This window comes from Mucilaginibacter sp. R-33 (assembly GCF_049949235.1).
Classification (GTDB): Bacteria; Bacteroidota; Bacteroidia; order Sphingobacteriales; family Sphingobacteriaceae; genus Mucilaginibacter.
Window position 1 is genome coordinate 189,453 of the sequence record NZ_CP188089.1, and the last position, 16,604, is coordinate 206,056.

Genomic DNA, 16,604 nt, shown 5'->3' on the forward strand with positions numbered 1-16,604 from the left:
ATACAAATAATGTTAAGAAAGGTTTACAATTTTTTCAATTATTTACAGTCGCCATCGGGGCTGCATGATTCGCCTTCGATTGTATCAAACGCTGGTTTGGGGTTTTCTTCCTGCCAGCCGGTAAATGCTTTTGCAAGGGTATCTTTAAATACGGCCACTTCCTGTGCCCCTGATACGGCATATTTGCGGTTCATTACAAAAAACGGAACACCACGCACACCTAAATATTGAGCTTCGGCAATATCATGTTTTACATCGTCGGCGTAGGTGTCGCTTTCAAGCGTTTGTTTAATTTCTTCAGCGTTCAGGCCAATCGCCGTGCCCATTTTAATAAGGGTTTCGGTATCATCAATATTGAGGCCTTCAGTAAAATATGCCCTGAACAAAGCTTCTTCGGCAGCGTCTCCCAATCCATGTTTTTTGGCCAGATGAGCTAACCTGTGCGCGTTAAAACTATTAGCCACAACCGATTTGCTGAAATTATAGGTAAGGCCCGCCTGTGCCGCCATTTGGGTAACATGATCGTTCATCTGTTCGGCATGGTCAAGCGTCCATCCTTTTATATCGGCCAGGTACTGGTTAATGCTGATATTGGGGTTGGTTTTAAGATCGGGGTTTAGCTGAAAGCTTTTCCATTCTATCTCAATTTGTTCTTTGCCTTCAAAGCCGGCCAGCGCTTCCTCGAACCTGCGTTTGCCTATATAACAAAACGGGCACATCACATCCGACCATATTTCTACTTTCATCATTTCCATTTTAAATGTTTAAACAAATTTAAGGCCTGTAATTCTTAACCCCGTAAGGGCAAAGTAAAATTTAACAGGCTTCGTTAGATGCCAGAGTGATTTTTGAGCTACTTTTATGGCTTTAAAAACACGTCCCCCTCATGAAGAATTTATGCCTGAGATGCTTCTCGCTCTTAATGATCTTTACAAGCCTTAAAACATCGGCACAACAAAAAACAACAGATAAAAATTTATTCAGCGCAGGTTATGCTGCAGGCTTTATTGGCGGCTTGTATGATTCCTATTATCAGTATAAACAATTAAAACAACACGGTGATTTTGGTTTGGGCGCCCCAGGCAGGCTTGATGGCGAGCTCATGGTGTTTAACGGCAAGCTTTATCAAACCCAGTCAACGGGTAAAACAACCCAACTTGCCGATACCGGCAAAACCCCTTATGCTGTGGTTTGCTTTTTTCATGCCGAAAAAACATATAAGTGTAATAAGCCTTTATCTAAATCGGCACTGTTTAGCTATCTCGACAGTATCTTAACCAACCAGAACGGGATCTACGCTATCCACATCAAAGGAAATTTTAGTATGGTTAAAACAAGGGCTTTCCCGCCGGTTGATAAACCTTATGTGCCCTTGGCGGCGATGCTTGACAGGCAGCATTTTTTTGATTTTAAGCACATCAAAGGCGATCTCATGGGTTTTAAGATCCCCGCACTGATGGAAGGAGCACATATCAGCGGCTACCATTTCCATTTTTTATCTGATGATAAAACCGGTGGGGGCCATATCATTGATTTGCTTGCAGATGATATCACCATTGAAGTTGAAACGTTAACAAGCTATACCATTGACCTGCCGCAAACGCCGGAATTTAACAGCTTTGACTTTAAGAAAGACCGCAAGGAAGAGATCAAAAGCGTGGAGAATGGAAAAAAGCAATAATTGCCGATCGTTTTATTTGGGCGATAATTTTTTGTAATATGTAAATTTTTATAAATTAGGAAATTATAAACCAATTATAAACTTATTGAGGTAACAGCCCAACGCTGAAGATTTATTGAATAAGCATGAGATGGAACAGTGCTAAAATATTCTGGATAGGTATCATTTTACTGGTGGTGCCCGGCCTTGTTCATGCTTACCTGCTCATGCCATTTCCCGGCAGCCAGGATCTGAATGCCATAACCCTGTGTTATTATCTCGAAAAGGTGATCATGCCGCTGCGCTTGATTGGCTTGCTATTCATTGTTTGGTACCTGTTTAAATTCTACGCTAAAAATACCTTTAAACAAAAGGCTGTTAAAGCCGCTGTTTTTGTGCTTTGTATAGGCAGCTTTTACATAACCGATTATATGTATAAGGCCGAAACCATGTTTAAAGAAACCACAAAAGCTGTTTTTGCCAACGGATTAAAAAACAGGGTGCCGCTAAGCTACCTGGTAGTGGGTGTTGTAAACAACGGTGTAGCCAAGGCTTATCCGCTCATCTACCTGGGCTATCATCATAAACTGCAGGACGATGTAGGCGATAAACCTGTTTTGGTTACTTATTGCACCATGTGCCGTACGGGCAGGGTTTACAGTCCGGTTATAAACGGAGTAAGGCAAAACTTCAGGCTGGTTGGGGCAAGGCACTACAATGCCATAATTGAAGATGAAAACACCAAAACCTGGTGGTACCAGGCAACCGGTAACGCGGCTGTTGGGGAGCTGAAAGGAAAACAATTAACCGAGCTGCCTTATGAGCAATTAACCCTGGCGGCCTGGTTACAGAAACATCCCGAAACGCTCATTTTACAACCCGACAGGCTATACACCGCAGACTATGCCGACCTGAAAAACTATGACCGTGTGCAGGCTATCGACCGCGACAGCACTATAAAAAACAAAGATTCCCTGATGCGTAAAAGCTGGGTAATTGGTGTGATCATAAACGGCAAAGCCAAAGCTTACGACTGGCGCCACATGTACGCCAAACGCCTGTTAAACGACGAGTTGAACAAAAGTTCACTGCTTATTGGCATTGAAAAGGACAGCCTCAGCTATCATGCCTGGAATACATCAGTAAGCGGTAAAACCCTTCATTTTAAACTGGATGATAAAGGCATGCTTACCGACGAGGAAACCGCTTCGGTTTGGGATTGGGACGGCTTATGCCTGGCAGGTTTGCAAAAAGGGCAGCGCCTTGCTAAAATTCAGGCCTACCAGGAATACTGGCACTCATGGAAACATTTTCATCCCGGTACCGTGTTTTGGAAAGGCGATGAATCGCTGGAGCAAACGGCATCCATTTACCCGCCTTTTTAACAAGCATCTTTAATTAAATAGCGGTTGCTATTTTGCTGATGTCATCGTCATTAAGCAGAGCTTCTTCAGAAATGTTGGGGTAATACTTATTCAGGATCTTTTGAATAAGCTGGTAGCTTTCGATGGATTGAATGGGAGCGGAAGCCAGTTCAGTGATGGTTGAACCAATAAGCTTAAGTTTTTTTGCCTCGTACTGGTTGATCACAAAGTCAGAAGTTTTTTTCTTTCGGCTTTGTTGTATGAGATCATCAAGTTTCTTGATCTCTTCAACCAGGTCAATCATTTTTAATACTTCCACCTTTTTCATCAGCGCCAAAATTAGTGATTTATTTGTAACAGGGGGTATAACAGGATATAAGTTGTATTGTTTGTAAGTATGAGACGGGTGGAAGCTGTAATTGTTACGGATAGAAATTGAGGACGTTTTCAGTGTGTGCAAGCTGAAAGATTTAAAAATATGTCATAGCGAGCGAAGCGTGGCAATCTCTTAGCTAATGCATTGCCGCCCTGTATAGCTACAAGATTGCCGCGTCGCCCCATTGCGTTGGCCTATGCTGCTCCTCGCAATGACATTTTTTCTTTTACTATTTCTTATCCTCTGTAGTATCCCTTTCAACCAGGGCCATGCCGCATTTAGGGCAGGTGCCGGGTTTATCAAAGGTAAGATCGGGGTGCATGGTGCAGGTGTATTTGCCTTTTTTCTTTACGGTTGAGGTACTGTCGGTTTTGCCGGTGCTTTTAACCGCACTGTTGCAGGCGCCAAGGGCCATGCCGGCTAAGGCTAAAATGATAAAGCTTTTTTTCATTGATTATTTGTTTTTGATGAATGAGGCCAACCCGAATAACGATACTACCAGCACACCTAAAGCGGCCAGCATACTCACTATATCGCGGATATCCTTACCCGCCCAGGTCATGCCGAAATATTTGTGTAAAAATATAAAAGAAAGCCCTTCGGCCCTGTCAATTCCTGCAACTTTTGCAGCCAGTTTTGATGAGGTAGTTTCAATATACCAATTGCTGCCGTCGGCATAACTTACCCGCTCAACCGGCAGGCGTTTGTTGATGAAACCGTACTCGTTATCAAACTGCTTTACCTGGTTAACGTTTACTCTGCCATAAAACTTGTCAGGATCCTGGTGGGTATGGTAATAAGTACTTAAAGAGCGGGCATAATCCTCATCGCCATTAATTTGTTCTATGCCGGTTAAGGTGTTGAAGTAGGAGATCTGCTTTTTATTATCAGTTACCTGGTAATAGCTGTTGCCACCAAAGTTAACCACGGCTATCCTTTTGATGATACTGTCGGTAACAGGAAGCTGAAGGTTGGAAATAGCCAACTGTTTCCTGTCGATCACCTGCTCATAATCAGGCTTTGGTGTTTCGGTGTTATACAATTTTACGGCAATGTGAAAAGCCCCGCTGATCACAAAAGTAAACATCACAAAGGAAACAATAAGGCCTATCTGCCGGTGATAACGATGAACGATGCGCTTGTCCTCACCGCCATTTTCTTTTCGCTTTTGAGTGATGGATTTAAACTTTTTCCACATTAAACCATAAACAGTTAAGCCGCTGATGAGGGCGAACAGCATTACCGTCATGATGATGAGTAATACTACATTTCGGAAAGTATCGCCGCCGATATCAGCCAAAAACTGCCAGGTATGGAACTGCTCAAACAACCGAAGGAAAGCTTTGCGGGTGTTGTTATTAAATGTACCCATGCGGCTCTGACTGGTTTCAATGTAAATGTCCATGCCATCGGGACGGTCAAAGCTGATCTTCCAAACAGGCAAAAGGTGATTGATGGGCTGGTATTGCCCATCAAACGTTGTTTGCAGATCGATCTTTTTAATGTTAGATGTCGAATCCTGCGTAAAATAGCGGGCAAGATAAGTGGCATATAGCTTATCCCCATTTTTTAACAATACCCCATCATTGGCTGAGTAGTAATTGTACACGCTATCTTTATCCAGCACCTGGTAATAGGTGTTGTGATTAAAGTTAATCAGTCCGAAGTTCCGGATAACGGAGATATTATTTTTATCCAATACCTGCTGGATGCTGAGCACAGGGTTCATCTGGCTTTGAGGCAATGGTTTGAACACTTCCTCCGCAATTGAAGGCCTGAACCAGTTTGACATGAATGGGTGTGAAAGACCGCTCAGTGTCCAGAAGATCACCGGGATGAGGGCTGTTAAGCCCAGCACCCGGTGCCATTTATAAAAGTTGCTTTTTACTGTTGCTGATGCCATTGATCAATATTTTGAAAATGAATAACTGATGCCCAGGGTGTAAGTACGTGGCGGCGCGGCATTATAAGTATCGCTGTACTGGCTGCTGGTTACTGTTGTAGCGTAAAGCTTATTGGTTAAGTTAAGCACATTAAACCAGATGCCCGCGCCTTTTAATACGCTGCTTTTTACATCATAACCCAGGCGCAGGTTGTAAATATCATAACCTGAGTAAGTTTTGGTATTGGCAGGGTTGGTGTAGTATTGATTGATGTGCTGCCACTCTGTTGCTATCCTGAAACCCGGAAGGTACTGCGGCTTGTAGGTGAGCTCGGAGTTGGCAATCCAGGCTGGCGCGTTGTTCATGCGTTTGCCATCATAGTTGGTTACCGTGTTGGTGCCGGTTGTGTAATTGGTGGTCACCTCGCTGTACTCAACATAGGTATGTTTGGCATTGGTGCCGCTAAACCTGAAGGTAAGCTCTTTAACCGGGGCCACAGTAACCGAGTATTCAATCCCCCGGTGACGTGTTGCACCTGCGTTTTGGTTCTGGGTAGTGTTATCCGGCAGCAATTGGTTAATGATTTCGTTATGGCCTTCCAGGTCGAATACACTCAACTCAAAATACAACTTTTTGTTAAACGCCGAAAACCAGCCACCTGCTTCATAATTATCAAAAGTGGCCTGTTTAAGCTGGGTAAGCTGACGTGAACTGTACAAATCACCTGTCTCTGGTGGTTGGAAACCTACGCTATAGTTGGCGTAAATACCTTTGTTATTGCCAAAGTTATAGGTGATGCCCAATTTGGGAGCAACGATATTAAAATTGTTGGTTTCCTGTTGTTTATACTTGGTTTGTCCGGCCGGGATCTCATTATCGAAATTGTAATGAACCCTGTCATAACGTAAACCGCCTACAATTCTTAATGCTTCCGTAGGCTTGACTTCATACTGGACATAAGCCGCTGTGTTGAACAACTTGATCTTGTAATTATCAATGTACCTGCCTGTATTACTGAAACCGGTGTAGTAGTTGTTGGCTACATCTTTGGTGATATCAAGATATTGGGCATAATATGAACTCGGGCTATCATCCATATAAACACCGCCAATCAGCCTCGAATGCAGGAAATCAAAATCAACCCGGTGCTGTGCGAGTAAACCGTAGCTGTTGAATTTTTGATCATTTACTTGTCCGTTGCTGCTTTTGTAAACACCGTTAGCGTCGCGCACATCAGAGATATAATAACTTGGCAGCTGCGCAGTTGAGTTGTTGCGGAAAAACAGCGTCACAAATGTGCTGTTCTTATCACTCCACTGATGATCCAGACGGGTGCCGGCACGAAACGATTTTACCTTGCGATAGGTGAAACGTTGGTTGGAGCCGTAGCTGCGGTCATAAAACCGGGCGCTGTCCAAACTACCCGGAGTTTGGGTGTTCAGATAATTATAAGCAACTGAAGTGGTAAGTTTAGTTTTGGCGCTGAAATCATAGGTAGTTTTAAAATTGGCCGAGTACTTGTCAAAATCAGAATAATCCTGCCAGCTATCAGCTTGGTGGGCAACATATCCGCCTACATATAAGCCAAATTTGCCCTGTGTGAAACCACCATCGGCATCAACACGACGGTAATGGTAATTATCACCCTGAACAGCAACATTGCCTGCATAACCTGTAGGCGGTCCCTGGGTAATAAAATTAACCGCGCCGCCAATGGAGTTACTGCCATAAAGCGATGATGCCGGCCCTTTGATCACTTCGATATCCTTAACGCCCGACATGTTGATCTCATACAGCGAGTTATGGTTGAAGATGCCTGTAGGGCGGATAGGGACACCATCCTCCATATACAAATAGAGTGCGTTATAGGTAATAGGTTGTCTGATGGCCATGGTATGCTGTTCGTTACCCAGGTTCACCATGTAAACACCTGCAACCTTGTTCAGCAACTGATAAAGGGCAGTGGCTTTGGTATCCTTAATTTGGGTGGAATTGATTTTACTGATGGCAATAGGGGCGTCTTGCCTGGCCTGGCCTTCGCGGCTGGCGGTTACTACAACAGGTTGCAGATCTACAGTTGAAGGCTCTAAGGCAACGTCAAGTTTTTGGCCTTTTATGGCAGATACTTCAATAATGCGTGCGCTGTAACCAACCATGGCAAATTTAAGCCGGTTAACGTCTTGTGCATTGATGCTAAAGTGCCCTTTGGCGTTAGTCATGCCAAGCTTTGCACCTGTAGCAGCATCGGCATTGCAAATTGATGCACCCGCGATGGCTTCATGGGTATTGGCATCTGTAACGGTGCCTTGTATAGTAGTTTGGCCGAAGGCCAGGGTTTTAACGAGTATAAAAGTTATAAATAGGATTAAATATCGTTTCATTATATATTATTACGGGAGTTGCTTCCCGGTGTAAAAATGGGTAGAGTAGGGTGTGGGTTGATTGATGGGAGAGTGTAAAGGTGTCTTCTACCCGTCATTGCGAGGTACGAAGCAATCCCCGATCAGGAGGGTGGCTATGCAAGGCTCTCGGTACAGTTTGGGATTGCTTCGTACCTCGCAATGACGGAATGTTTAAATCCGATCATACGTAGCAGATACGATCCTATCGCAAAAGATAAAAAAGCTTACTCTGTAAAGCATGCGATTGCTACGCTTCGCTCGCAATGACATAGTTTTCACACCATACCATCAATCAAAAACCAATAAAAATGAAATGATTATCCTAACTGCGGAGGCTGGAATATCGTAGCCGGGCGATCGGCCGGTACGGTGGGGGTGTAAGGGGTTGAAATAACCTGCAACAGGCTGGAGTGGAATTTAACATCAGTTGAGCTGATGAAATAAACCTCCTGAAAGAGGCTCTTTTGCGACTGCCTTTCGTCGCTGGCCTGCTTGTCCTCTGCCTGTTTGATCTTTTTCGCGAAGTAGCATTTGCCATCGCAATGGAGCCAGGGTTTGTTCCTGTTTTCGCAAAGCTTGGTGGCAATGTAATTCCTGTTCAGCTCAAAACCCGCGAAAATAAAAAAACGCGAGAAGTTGACCGTGATCAGTGAAAAGATGAGTAAATAGGCTGTAATACGTTGCAGCATGGCGCAAAGGTACGCCCTGTGGGTTTAATACGCAATATTTAGTTCAAAGTCTATAGTCTCAATCTATAAGTCATACAATAATCTGACTTTTGACCTGAAAAATTGCCGCACTACTCATGACTAAAGACTTAGAACTTTCGACTTAAGACTTATCCCTTTTCAGCGTAGCATGCAGGTGCTGGCCTTTGTAAACCAGGTCCATACCAATGGAATCCTGATAAACTTTACCCGTATGGGGCGAACTGCCTCCCGGCACCGGGATACTGAAAGAGAAATTATCGCCGTTGATCATGCCGTCGGTAATAGCCACATCCCCTTGTGGCGCATGGGCGGTGCCGGTAAGTTTGCCGCTGTCTACCTTAAAAGTGTAGCTTAAGGGAAAATGATCATCGCCCGGAAGCGTTAGCGAACCTATCCATCTGCCGTTAATATCGACCATCGAAATAAAACTGAAAGCGGTAATAATAACAAACGCACTGATCACCAGGAACTCTTTTTTCATTGTTGATATAGTTTAAGCAGATGCCTATATGCCGTAATTTAAACTATATACAATTTTGTTGCCTTTAAGTTTAAATTAAAAAAGAAAAACCTTGCCCATTAGCAAGGTTTTTCTTTTTTAATGTTTTTATTCACGTCTTCCTGAACTTGTTTCAGGATCCCATAGGCAGGTAGGCCATGCAAAGCTGCACTTGGAAAGTGGGGTGCCGAAACAAGTTCGGCATGACGATCTTATTTGAAAATTATTTCTTCTCAACCGGTCTTTTCAATACGGAGCTGCTTTTTGAGCCATTGATATCCAGCTCAACGCTAACCGAATCGCCCATGAATTTGCCTGTATGAGGTATCACGATACCGCTGGTGGCTACTGTAAATGAAAAGTCGGTACCATTTGTTTTACCTTCTTTAATGTCAACATCGCCTTCCGGAGTTAAGGCTGTGCCAGTCAGTTTATCGCCATCAACCTTAAAATTATAAAGCAGTGGATATTCCTGGCCGTCGCTTGTGATTAGCTTGCCTGCCCATTTGCCGTTAAGATCAGCTATAGCTGCAAGACATATCATAAAGCAGCTTACCAATAGCGTAGTAGTAAAAATCTTTTTTTTCATAAATGTGAATTTTGGTTTATAAATATAAGCACCTTGATTTATAGGATGAAATGATTATATGATATTTTATGGTGTGGAATTTAAAAATCATGTAATTCTTAAATCAGGAAATTAAGGTTGTTGCGCTCTTTTTAAAGTGCTATGTACTTTTGAGCCATTGGCTTCAATATCAACACCTACCGAATCGCCATAGAATTTGCCTGTATGGGCAATGTGGATATCTTCGATGCTTACCGTAAATTTAAAGCTATCGCCGGTTATTTTGCCGTCTTCAATCGGCATATCGCCCTTAGGTGTTTTGGCTGTGCCGGTTAGTTTGTCCCCATCAATCTGAAAATTATAAAGTAGTGGGTAAACTTCTCCGGTTTCTGTTTCAAGCTTGCCTTCCCACTTTCCGGCAATTCCGGCAATGGCTGCAAAGCAAACCGCAATACAAACTGTTACAAGGGCTAAGGTTAAAAAAGTCTTTTTCATAGCTGTTGTTTTCACCGGTAAATGTAAAATCGATATTAAACCAGAACGTAAACTGTACATTAAATTTACTGCCGGTAGTATTATCGATTGATGAACAAAAACTGTACTGCAATAGCCTGGTAGTTAACGCCGGGTTCAATTTTTTACTTTCACTTGTATTTAGGGGCATTTTTTGACTATCTCTAAATAAATGTTAATGATACATTTCCAATTATTCAAAATCATTGTACCTTTAAATCTGCATACTAACCGGGCGAAATCCTGTTTCGCTTTTCACTTTTAAACAACCTATAATAATGAAGAAAATTTTTACCGCATTGCTATTGTTGGGTGGTACATATCTGGGCGCTTCGGCTCAGGATGTTCAGCTTAACAAAGGCTGGAAATTTGCTGTGGGTGATTCTGCCCAATGGTCGTCCCCAACTTTTAACGATCAAAACTGGCAAAACATTGATGTAGCCCATTCCTGGGAACCGCAGGGACATCCTAATTACGATGGCTTCGGCTGGTACCGTATCCACGTAGTGATCCCTTCATCGCTTAAGGAGAAAGCCTATTTAAAGGATAGTCTCCGCTTAAGCCTGGCCAGTGTTGATGATAATGACGAGGTATACCTGAATGGAAAGCTGATCGCTAAATATGGTGGCCACAGCGGAAACATTAAAGATGGCCATTACGGCCCGCGCACTTATAGTATCCCGGCTTCAGATCCGGCAATTTTGTGGGATAAAGAAAATGTGCTGGCCATCCGCATTTATGATACCGGAGGAGATGGCGGTATTTACGGCGATAACTTTTCTATTGCCATGGCCGATGTAATGGATCACGTTACAGTTAATACCGATGGCGATTTTACTTTCCAGGAAAACAACAGCCTGGCCAAATCAGTCAAATTGGTAACCACCAATAAATACCAGTACCAGGGTACTTTGGCTTTTAAAGTTACCGATCCTGAAACGGGCGCGGTGATCTACGAAAAAACAAACCCTGCAAACTTTACCACCGGCAAGCCTTTTACCTATTCGTTTGTGATAGCCCGGTTAGCTAAAAAATCATATACCATCGCTTATACCTTTACCGATCAAAAATCGGGTAAACAAATTGTTAAAACAGAAACTACACCCTATATTCTTACGCCTTACCCATCGGCCAAACCAAAAATTAATGGTGCCGATGTTTACGGTGCAAGGCCGGGTAACCCTTTCCTTTATCTGATCCCGGCAACCGGTAAAAAGCCGTTTACCTATAAAGCTGCGGGCTTGCCTGCCGGCTTAACGCTTGATGCTAAAACCGGTATCATTTCGGGTGTGGTAAGCCAAAAGGGAGATTATCCTGTAACGCTTACGGTTACCAATAGCTTAGGCAATAAAACCAAAACACTAACTATTAGCATTGGCGATAAAATTGGCCTTACCCCGGCCCTCGGCTGGAACAGCTGGAATGCCTGGGGCTTGAGTGTTAATGATGAAAAGGTAAAGATCTCGGCTAAAGAAATGTCGGAGAAATTAAGTGCTTATGGCTGGAACTATATCAATATCGACGATGGCTGGGAGGCGGAAAACCGTGCTGTCGATGGTGCCATTGTTGCTAACAGTAAGTTTCCGGATATGAAAGGTTTAACTGATTATGTACACAGCCTTGGCCTGCATACCGGGATCTATTCATCGCCTGGTCCGCGCACCTGCGGCGGCTTTTTGGGTAGCTGGCAGCATGAAGACCAGGACGCCAAAACTTATGCCGACTGGGGTTTTGATTATTTAAAATACGACTGGTGCTCCTACTCGGAAGTTACCCCTCCGCATCCCGACCTGCCTGCACTTAAGAAACCATATGAAGTAATGCGGATGTCTTTAAATAAGGTAAACCGCGATATTATGTTTAGTTTTTGCCAGTACGGCTGGGGCGATGTTTGGAAATGGGGTGCTGAAACCGGCGGTAACAGCTGGCGTACCACCGGCGATATCCAGGATACCTGGAGAAGCATGAGCGATATTGGCTTTAACCAGGATCCAGCTTCGCCTTACGCTGGTCCGGGGCATTTTAATGATCCGGATATGCTGGTTGTTGGCAAAGTAGGCTGGGGGCCAAGTCTGCACAATAGCCGTTTAACCTATGATGAGCAATATACCCACATCAGTTTATGGAGCCTGCTGTCTGCGCCATTGTTAATCGGCTGCGATATGGGGCACCTGGACAGGTTTACGCTTAGCTTGTTAACCAATGATGAAGTACTGGCTATTGACCAGGATGCCTTAGGCAAAGGTGCAAGACAGGCTTCTAAAACAGATGAGCAGCAGATTTGGGTAAAAGAGCTTACTAAAGATGAAAAAGCAATAGGTTTCTTTAACACATCTGATAAATATCAAACTGTTAACCTGGAAGCTAATGACAAGCTGTTAAAAGGCTTTACCAAAGCCCGCGATGTTTGGGAACAGAAATACCTGATAGCGGTTAACCACAAATACACTTTCAAAATCCCACCGCATGGCGTAAAGCTTATTAGGGTTATGTAAGGATTTAGGGTAGGGAGATAAAAAACACGCGTCGTTGCGAGGTACGAAGCAATCCCCGATGAGCAGGGCCACCCTGTATAGTTAGGGATTGCTTCGTACCTCGCAATGACGCTTTTTATTTGATTAGCTGATTTTATAAAGATCAATTTGGCACATCGTAATGATATATCGGCGAAAAAACTCCTTCACTTGTAGTGTAGTAGCCTTTACCATCGGGCTGAAAACCTATCGCCTCGCCCTGTTTTTCAACTTTATATACGAGCTCGCGTGGTTTACGTACCATGGTTTCCCATATGGGTTCGTTATGCTGGCGGCGCCAGTAGTAAACTTTGTCGTAACTTTTTAGCAGGATCTGCTGCCCATCTTTAGAGATATCGCCGGCTGTGATCCATTTAAAAGGTTTAAAACCCGCGAAGAACAATTTGCAGCGCTTGGTTAATACTGTTGTTGTATTGGCCTGGTATTTTAACGGACTGGTGTAAACCGCAACGGTATCACCTCTTTTGCTTACAATGATCAATTGTTTGCCTATCGGATCAATCATCAACGTCTCCGCATCTTTAGGGCCATCCGGATATTTAAAATCTGCCCGTACAGCTTGTGTGTTTGTAATAGCCTTATCACCTGTAGCCCATGATTTTTTTTCGGCCATGCGGTAAACTGTAATATATGGCCTGTTTTGATTATTATCGCCGATATCGCCAAGATAAACGTAACTTTTACCTTTTTCCGGTCCGGGGCCAACATCAATATCTTCACAATCCTGTACACCCAGCTTTTGAGTGCTGTCACCCTTAAAATAAATGGTTGATTTAAGTTTGCCTTCGGCTGTTATAGCAAAAAAACGGCTGGTATCGCCGCTATCGTTATGTACATAGTAGGTATCGGGACTAATAGACGATGCCGCAATACCCGACGTTTCATCCATCTCTTTATCATTCAGCGTGCCTGTAATATTCTGCCTGTCAAAAAGCCTGTGCTTGGCAAAGGCCCCCATGAAAAGCAGGGATACAATGGGTATTAGTATATTTAATTTTTTTGATCGACTCATTCTGTTTCTTGCAAACAATAACGCAAATAAAGCGCATTAGTATGAAGTTGACATTAATTATTTGATTTTGTTACGATTATATGAAATTAAGTAACAAACAGGGCAAATGGTGCACAATATTCGTACCATGAAACATTTATGCCGATTCAAAGGCATGTAATAAGGCGTTTTGCCTGTATATTTCGGCAGGGGTACGGTAATCGGCCAATTCCAGCTCCTGAACATATTTACAATTACAGGGGTGCCCGGGTTTAATAAAAACAGGCATATCATAGCCCTGTTGCTGGTAATATGGAGTGATGAACGCTTTTACGGGCAGGTCGTTTGCTGCGGAAACAACATCAGGCGTAAGTTTTTTTAAGGGCTTTAAAAGCAGTTTGATTTCGCAAAGTCTGAAGTTGTCATAAAGCGGGATCCAGCGTATTACATCGTCAATATTAACTGCTATGGCATTATGTTTTACACCGGTAAGGACGCCAATATTGACTTCGCTATTGTTTAAAAGACTAATGATCATAATCTGCTGATCGATATAACGACTAAAGATTACGAGTTGATCAGTAACGCTTATAGATTTCATTTTGCTAATTTTATTAGCAAAATACGGAAATTAGTTGGTGAGATGCAAGGGTGAATGCGAAATGTTTTGGGCGTGGGGCGGCAATATGCTACCAACAAAAAAAAGGCCTTTTTCAAGGCCCTTTCTTATTTTATTATTTCCCATCGCTACCGCAAGCGTCCTCGCTTGTGGGTATCATGCTAAGCTATGCGAGAGGCTAATCAGGTTGTATACCTAAACGCGGGCCACAAGCGGGGACGCTTGCGGCAGCGGGTGCTACCAACAAAAAAGGGCCTTTTAAGGCCCTTTTTGTTTTATTATTTCTCAACGTCTATAAGCTCCGGCTTTGTTGCTTCGGACTTGGTGAGGTCAATATCCGGTTTTGAAATATCTGTTAGCGCTACGCGGCCACGGTCTTTACGCAGGATACGGTTAAACAACGAGATCTCCCTGTCGAACAAAAACTGGAAAAACAGTTTGGTCCATGAGGTATGATAGTATAATGTATCGTAATATTCCGGGGCAGTTTTCCTGATCTCGGGAAGTTTATTCCATGGGATAGAAGGAAAATCATGATGCTCGTTGTGGAAGCCCACATTAAATGCTACCGCGTTAAAATTGCCATAATAGCTGTATGTTTCCTGTTCTTCGGTAACGGTAAGGTAATGTTCCTGGATCCAGCGGGCGCCCAGCGGGTGCAGGCCAACTGAAAACGAAAAGCTTAACAGCAAAAACGCTACTGCATGCCAGCCCATAAAGTAAGCGATTGCAGTTGTAAATGCTGCCTGTAATAACCAGTTTGTCAGGATCCAGCCATCAAAAGGATGGATTTCCCTTAAACGTGACAAACGGAACAATTGAAATACCGGGAAAAACAGCAGCCAGATTGCTTTACCAAAAAATGAATTGCTGATCAGTTTTGCTTCCCAGCGGTTTGGCAAATCGGCATCAAGCTCATGAACGCCTTGAAAGGAGTGATGTTTGATGTGGTATTTTTCGAATGAAATAGCGCTTGGCAATATCTGCGGTAAATTGGCAAACATGGATGCCCAGCGATTTGCGTTACGGTTTTTAAACAGCAGCTGGTGTGTACATTCGTGGATCATTACAAACAATGCGTGATCGGCAAAAGCGCCAAGTAAATAGGCAGCTCCAAAAACTATCCACCATGATTGATCACGTACAAACCAGGCTAAAACAACCTGGAAAGCTACTAAACCAATAATGGCCCATATGGTTTTTGGGTTTTTGCCTATAAGCTTTCGCAGTTGCGGAAACTCCTTCAAGATTTTTTTTGTGCGGATACGATGAGGTTCAGACTCCTGGGAATAAACAAAATCAGTCTTTTTAATCATATAGTGTTAAAACGTTAAATATAACGATAACGTACACAAAAGTTCATTGTTTTGTAAAAATTAATTAGTAATATTAGGAATAAACAAAATCTTCACGATCATTTCATATAAATTTTATATACAATTTACGTTAGTTTTGCTTAAAAACAAGCACCTTAAAAGTATTTGGAATGGCTTTACGTGTACCGGGCTCAAACTGTGCAACGCTTAAATAAATTTTGTGGGTTTTGGCGTCAAGTGTCATCGTGCGGGCCCTTTCGGCAGTTTTTAAGGTTTGGATCACCTCATATTCATCAGCCGATTTTTGTTTGATGATGGTAGTGGTGCCATCGCCGCATGAGCAAAATATCAGCTTGGTTTCAGGATCGTAAACTACAGCGTCAACACCGGCACCAATAGGCGGGGTAGCAGTCACTTTACCTGTTTTGATATCAACAACACTTACCCCTTTATTTTCACGGCAAACGGTAAACAATTTCTGATTAGCGGCATCAAGCGCTAAGCCCGTCGGGCCACCACAGGGGGCAAGGGGGTAGTTTTTAATCACCTTAAGGCTTTTGCTGTCTATAACATCCAGGCTGCTTTTATCTTCAAGGTTATTGTAGATTTTACCTTTACCGTCCGATACTGCAAACTCAGGACCGCCGCCAAGTGCTATGGTACTAACCTGTTTCAGTGTTGCCGGGTTAATTACCGATGAATTATCGCTTTCGCCGTTGAAGGTAAACACCCGGTCGGAGTAGGGGTCATACATAATGGCATCCGGGCCATTAGCATCGGTAAGGGCAATGGTAGTTATGGTTTTAAATGTTTTGAGATCGAAAACTACTACCGCATTTGCCTTGCCATCACTAATGAAACCACGATTAAGTTTATTTACAATGGCTATACCGTGAACGCCTTTCATGTTATCAATAACGCCAACCGGCTTTTCGGTATCCAGGTTAATAACATTTACAGCAGTACCATGCGATACATACAGGTTGCGGTTGATCTTGTCTATAGCCAGGTAATCGTAACCGCCATCACCCGGTAGCGCGATGGTTTTATCGGCTACATAGGTTTGCGCGTTTAGTTTAAAAGGAGCTATACCTGCTATGAGCAAGGCTACGGCCAAAATTTGCTTTTTCATTTTTCGGGAGTGTTTATTGCCATGAAATTAAGTCCCG

The 16,604-nt window shown here is 43.2% G+C and carries 16 protein-coding genes; 3 read left to right on the forward strand and 13 right to left on the reverse strand.

Annotated features, from left to right (window positions below):
• Window positions 1-38: 38 nt before the first annotated feature.
• Window positions 39-749, reverse strand: coding sequence for a DsbA family oxidoreductase (locus ACP26M_RS00930; RefSeq protein WP_426585333.1), 711 nt, complete (start codon window positions 747-749; stop codon window positions 39-41).
• Between the two features lie 137 nt (window positions 750-886).
• On the opposite strand from ACP26M_RS00930, the gene budA reads away from it, so the two are divergent.
• Both budA and ACP26M_RS00940 read left to right on the forward strand, forming a co-directional pair.
• Window positions 887-1,681 (forward strand): acetolactate decarboxylase, encoded by a 795-nt coding sequence (gene budA, locus ACP26M_RS00935; RefSeq protein WP_426585335.1) that lies wholly within the window; start codon window positions 887-889, stop codon window positions 1,679-1,681.
• A 125-nt stretch (window positions 1,682-1,806) separates the two neighbouring features.
• Window positions 1,807-3,045, forward strand: a complete 1,239-nt coding sequence (locus tag ACP26M_RS00940; RefSeq protein ID WP_426585337.1) for a DUF3179 domain-containing (seleno)protein — start codon at window positions 1,807-1,809, stop codon at window positions 3,043-3,045.
• 13 nt (window positions 3,046-3,058) lie between these two features.
• On the opposite strand, the gene ACP26M_RS00945 is transcribed toward ACP26M_RS00940, so the two are convergent.
• The 8 genes from ACP26M_RS00945 to ACP26M_RS00980 all read right to left on the reverse strand — a co-directional run bounded on the left by ACP26M_RS00945 (window position 3,059) and on the right by ACP26M_RS00980 (window position 9,957).
• On the reverse strand, window positions 3,059-3,352 hold the full coding sequence (locus tag ACP26M_RS00945; protein WP_090528337.1) for a hypothetical protein: 294 nt from the start codon (window positions 3,350-3,352) through the stop codon (window positions 3,059-3,061).
• Between the two features lie 277 nt (window positions 3,353-3,629).
• Window positions 3,630-3,851 carry a heavy metal-binding domain-containing protein gene (locus ACP26M_RS00950; RefSeq protein WP_426585340.1) on the reverse strand — a complete coding sequence of 74 codons (222 nt, stop codon included), beginning with the start codon at window positions 3,849-3,851 and terminating at the stop codon, window positions 3,630-3,632.
• Between the two features lie 3 nt (window positions 3,852-3,854).
• Complete coding sequence (locus ACP26M_RS00955) at window positions 3,855-5,303, reverse strand: PepSY domain-containing protein (protein WP_426585342.1); 1,449 nt, start codon at window positions 5,301-5,303, stop codon at window positions 3,855-3,857.
• A gap of 3 nt (window positions 5,304-5,306) precedes the next feature.
• Window positions 5,307-7,664 (reverse strand): TonB-dependent receptor, encoded by a 2,358-nt coding sequence (locus ACP26M_RS00960; protein WP_426585344.1) that lies wholly within the window; start codon window positions 7,662-7,664, stop codon window positions 5,307-5,309.
• Window positions 7,665-8,002: 338 nt separating this feature from the next.
• Complete coding sequence (locus ACP26M_RS00965; protein ID WP_426585346.1) at window positions 8,003-8,374, reverse strand: hypothetical protein; 372 nt, start codon at window positions 8,372-8,374, stop codon at window positions 8,003-8,005.
• A 142-nt stretch (window positions 8,375-8,516) separates the two neighbouring features.
• Complete coding sequence (locus ACP26M_RS00970; protein ID WP_426585348.1) at window positions 8,517-8,876, reverse strand: hypothetical protein; 360 nt, start codon at window positions 8,874-8,876, stop codon at window positions 8,517-8,519.
• Between the two features lie 241 nt (window positions 8,877-9,117).
• On the reverse strand, window positions 9,118-9,483 hold the full coding sequence (locus ACP26M_RS00975; RefSeq protein ID WP_426585350.1) for a hypothetical protein: 366 nt from the start codon (window positions 9,481-9,483) through the stop codon (window positions 9,118-9,120).
• A gap of 111 nt (window positions 9,484-9,594) precedes the next feature.
• Window positions 9,595-9,957, reverse strand: a complete 363-nt coding sequence (locus ACP26M_RS00980; RefSeq protein ID WP_354486154.1) for a hypothetical protein — start codon at window positions 9,955-9,957, stop codon at window positions 9,595-9,597.
• Between the two features lie 296 nt (window positions 9,958-10,253).
• Here ACP26M_RS00980 and ACP26M_RS00985 point away from each other — a divergent pair, with 296 nt between their 5' ends.
• Window positions 10,254-12,470 carry a putative Ig domain-containing protein gene (locus tag ACP26M_RS00985; protein WP_426585352.1) on the forward strand — a complete coding sequence of 739 codons (2,217 nt, stop codon included), beginning with the start codon at window positions 10,254-10,256 and terminating at the stop codon, window positions 12,468-12,470.
• A gap of 142 nt (window positions 12,471-12,612) precedes the next feature.
• Here the strand turns inward: ACP26M_RS00985 and ACP26M_RS00990 are convergent, their stop codons facing one another.
• The 4 genes from ACP26M_RS00990 to ACP26M_RS01005 all read right to left on the reverse strand — a co-directional run bounded on the left by ACP26M_RS00990 (window position 12,613) and on the right by ACP26M_RS01005 (window position 16,567).
• Window positions 12,613-13,521: a hypothetical protein gene (locus ACP26M_RS00990; RefSeq protein ID WP_426585354.1), complete on the reverse strand. Its 909-nt coding sequence runs from the start codon at window positions 13,519-13,521 to the stop codon at window positions 12,613-12,615.
• Between the two features lie 136 nt (window positions 13,522-13,657).
• Window positions 13,658-14,101, reverse strand: a complete 444-nt coding sequence (locus tag ACP26M_RS00995) for a hypothetical protein (RefSeq protein ID WP_426585356.1) — start codon at window positions 14,099-14,101, stop codon at window positions 13,658-13,660.
• A gap of 296 nt (window positions 14,102-14,397) precedes the next feature.
• Window positions 14,398-15,435 carry a fatty acid desaturase gene (locus ACP26M_RS01000; RefSeq protein WP_176628907.1) on the reverse strand — a complete coding sequence of 346 codons (1,038 nt, stop codon included), beginning with the start codon at window positions 15,433-15,435 and terminating at the stop codon, window positions 14,398-14,400.
• 130 nt (window positions 15,436-15,565) lie between these two features.
• Entirely contained in the window at window positions 15,566-16,567 is a 1,002-nt protein-coding gene (locus ACP26M_RS01005) for a YncE family protein (protein WP_426585359.1), read from the reverse strand.
• Window positions 16,568-16,604: the final 37 nt, after the last annotated feature.

What these genes read in the sequence shown, in the direction of transcription:
- ACP26M_RS00955 (WP_426585342.1), bottom strand. Translation starts at nt 5,303, where the DNA reads ATGGCATCAGCAACAGTAAAAAGCAACTTTTATAAATGGCACCGGGTG.
- ACP26M_RS00980 (WP_354486154.1), bottom strand. Translation starts at nt 9,957, where the DNA reads ATGAAAAAGACTTTTTTAACCTTAGCCCTTGTAACAGTTTGTATTGCG.
- ACP26M_RS00950 (WP_426585340.1), bottom strand. Translation starts at nt 3,851, where the DNA reads ATGAAAAAAAGCTTTATCATTTTAGCCTTAGCCGGCATGGCCCTTGGC.
- ACP26M_RS00965 (WP_426585346.1), bottom strand. Translation starts at nt 8,374, where the DNA reads ATGCTGCAACGTATTACAGCCTATTTACTCATCTTTTCACTGATCACG.
- ACP26M_RS00940 (WP_426585337.1), top strand. Translation starts at nt 1,807, where the DNA reads ATGAGATGGAACAGTGCTAAAATATTCTGGATAGGTATCATTTTACTG.
- ACP26M_RS01005 (WP_426585359.1), bottom strand. Translation starts at nt 16,567, where the DNA reads ATGAAAAAGCAAATTTTGGCCGTAGCCTTGCTCATAGCAGGTATAGCT.
- budA (WP_426585335.1), top strand. Translation starts at nt 887, where the DNA reads ATGAAGAATTTATGCCTGAGATGCTTCTCGCTCTTAATGATCTTTACA.
- ACP26M_RS00970 (WP_426585348.1), bottom strand. Translation starts at nt 8,876, where the DNA reads ATGAAAAAAGAGTTCCTGGTGATCAGTGCGTTTGTTATTATTACCGCT.
- ACP26M_RS01000 (WP_176628907.1), bottom strand. Translation starts at nt 15,435, where the DNA reads ATGATTAAAAAGACTGATTTTGTTTATTCCCAGGAGTCTGAACCTCAT.
- ACP26M_RS00930 (WP_426585333.1), bottom strand. Translation starts at nt 749, where the DNA reads ATGATGAAAGTAGAAATATGGTCGGATGTGATGTGCCCGTTTTGTTAT.
- ACP26M_RS00995 (WP_426585356.1), bottom strand. Translation starts at nt 14,101, where the DNA reads ATGAAATCTATAAGCGTTACTGATCAACTCGTAATCTTTAGTCGTTAT.
- ACP26M_RS00985 (WP_426585352.1), top strand. Translation starts at nt 10,254, where the DNA reads ATGAAGAAAATTTTTACCGCATTGCTATTGTTGGGTGGTACATATCTG.
- ACP26M_RS00975 (WP_426585350.1), bottom strand. Translation starts at nt 9,483, where the DNA reads ATGAAAAAAAAGATTTTTACTACTACGCTATTGGTAAGCTGCTTTATG.
- ACP26M_RS00990 (WP_426585354.1), bottom strand. Translation starts at nt 13,521, where the DNA reads ATGAGTCGATCAAAAAAATTAAATATACTAATACCCATTGTATCCCTG.
- ACP26M_RS00945 (WP_090528337.1), bottom strand. Translation starts at nt 3,352, where the DNA reads ATGAAAAAGGTGGAAGTATTAAAAATGATTGACCTGGTTGAAGAGATC.
- ACP26M_RS00960 (WP_426585344.1), bottom strand. Translation starts at nt 7,664, where the DNA reads ATGAAACGATATTTAATCCTATTTATAACTTTTATACTCGTTAAAACC.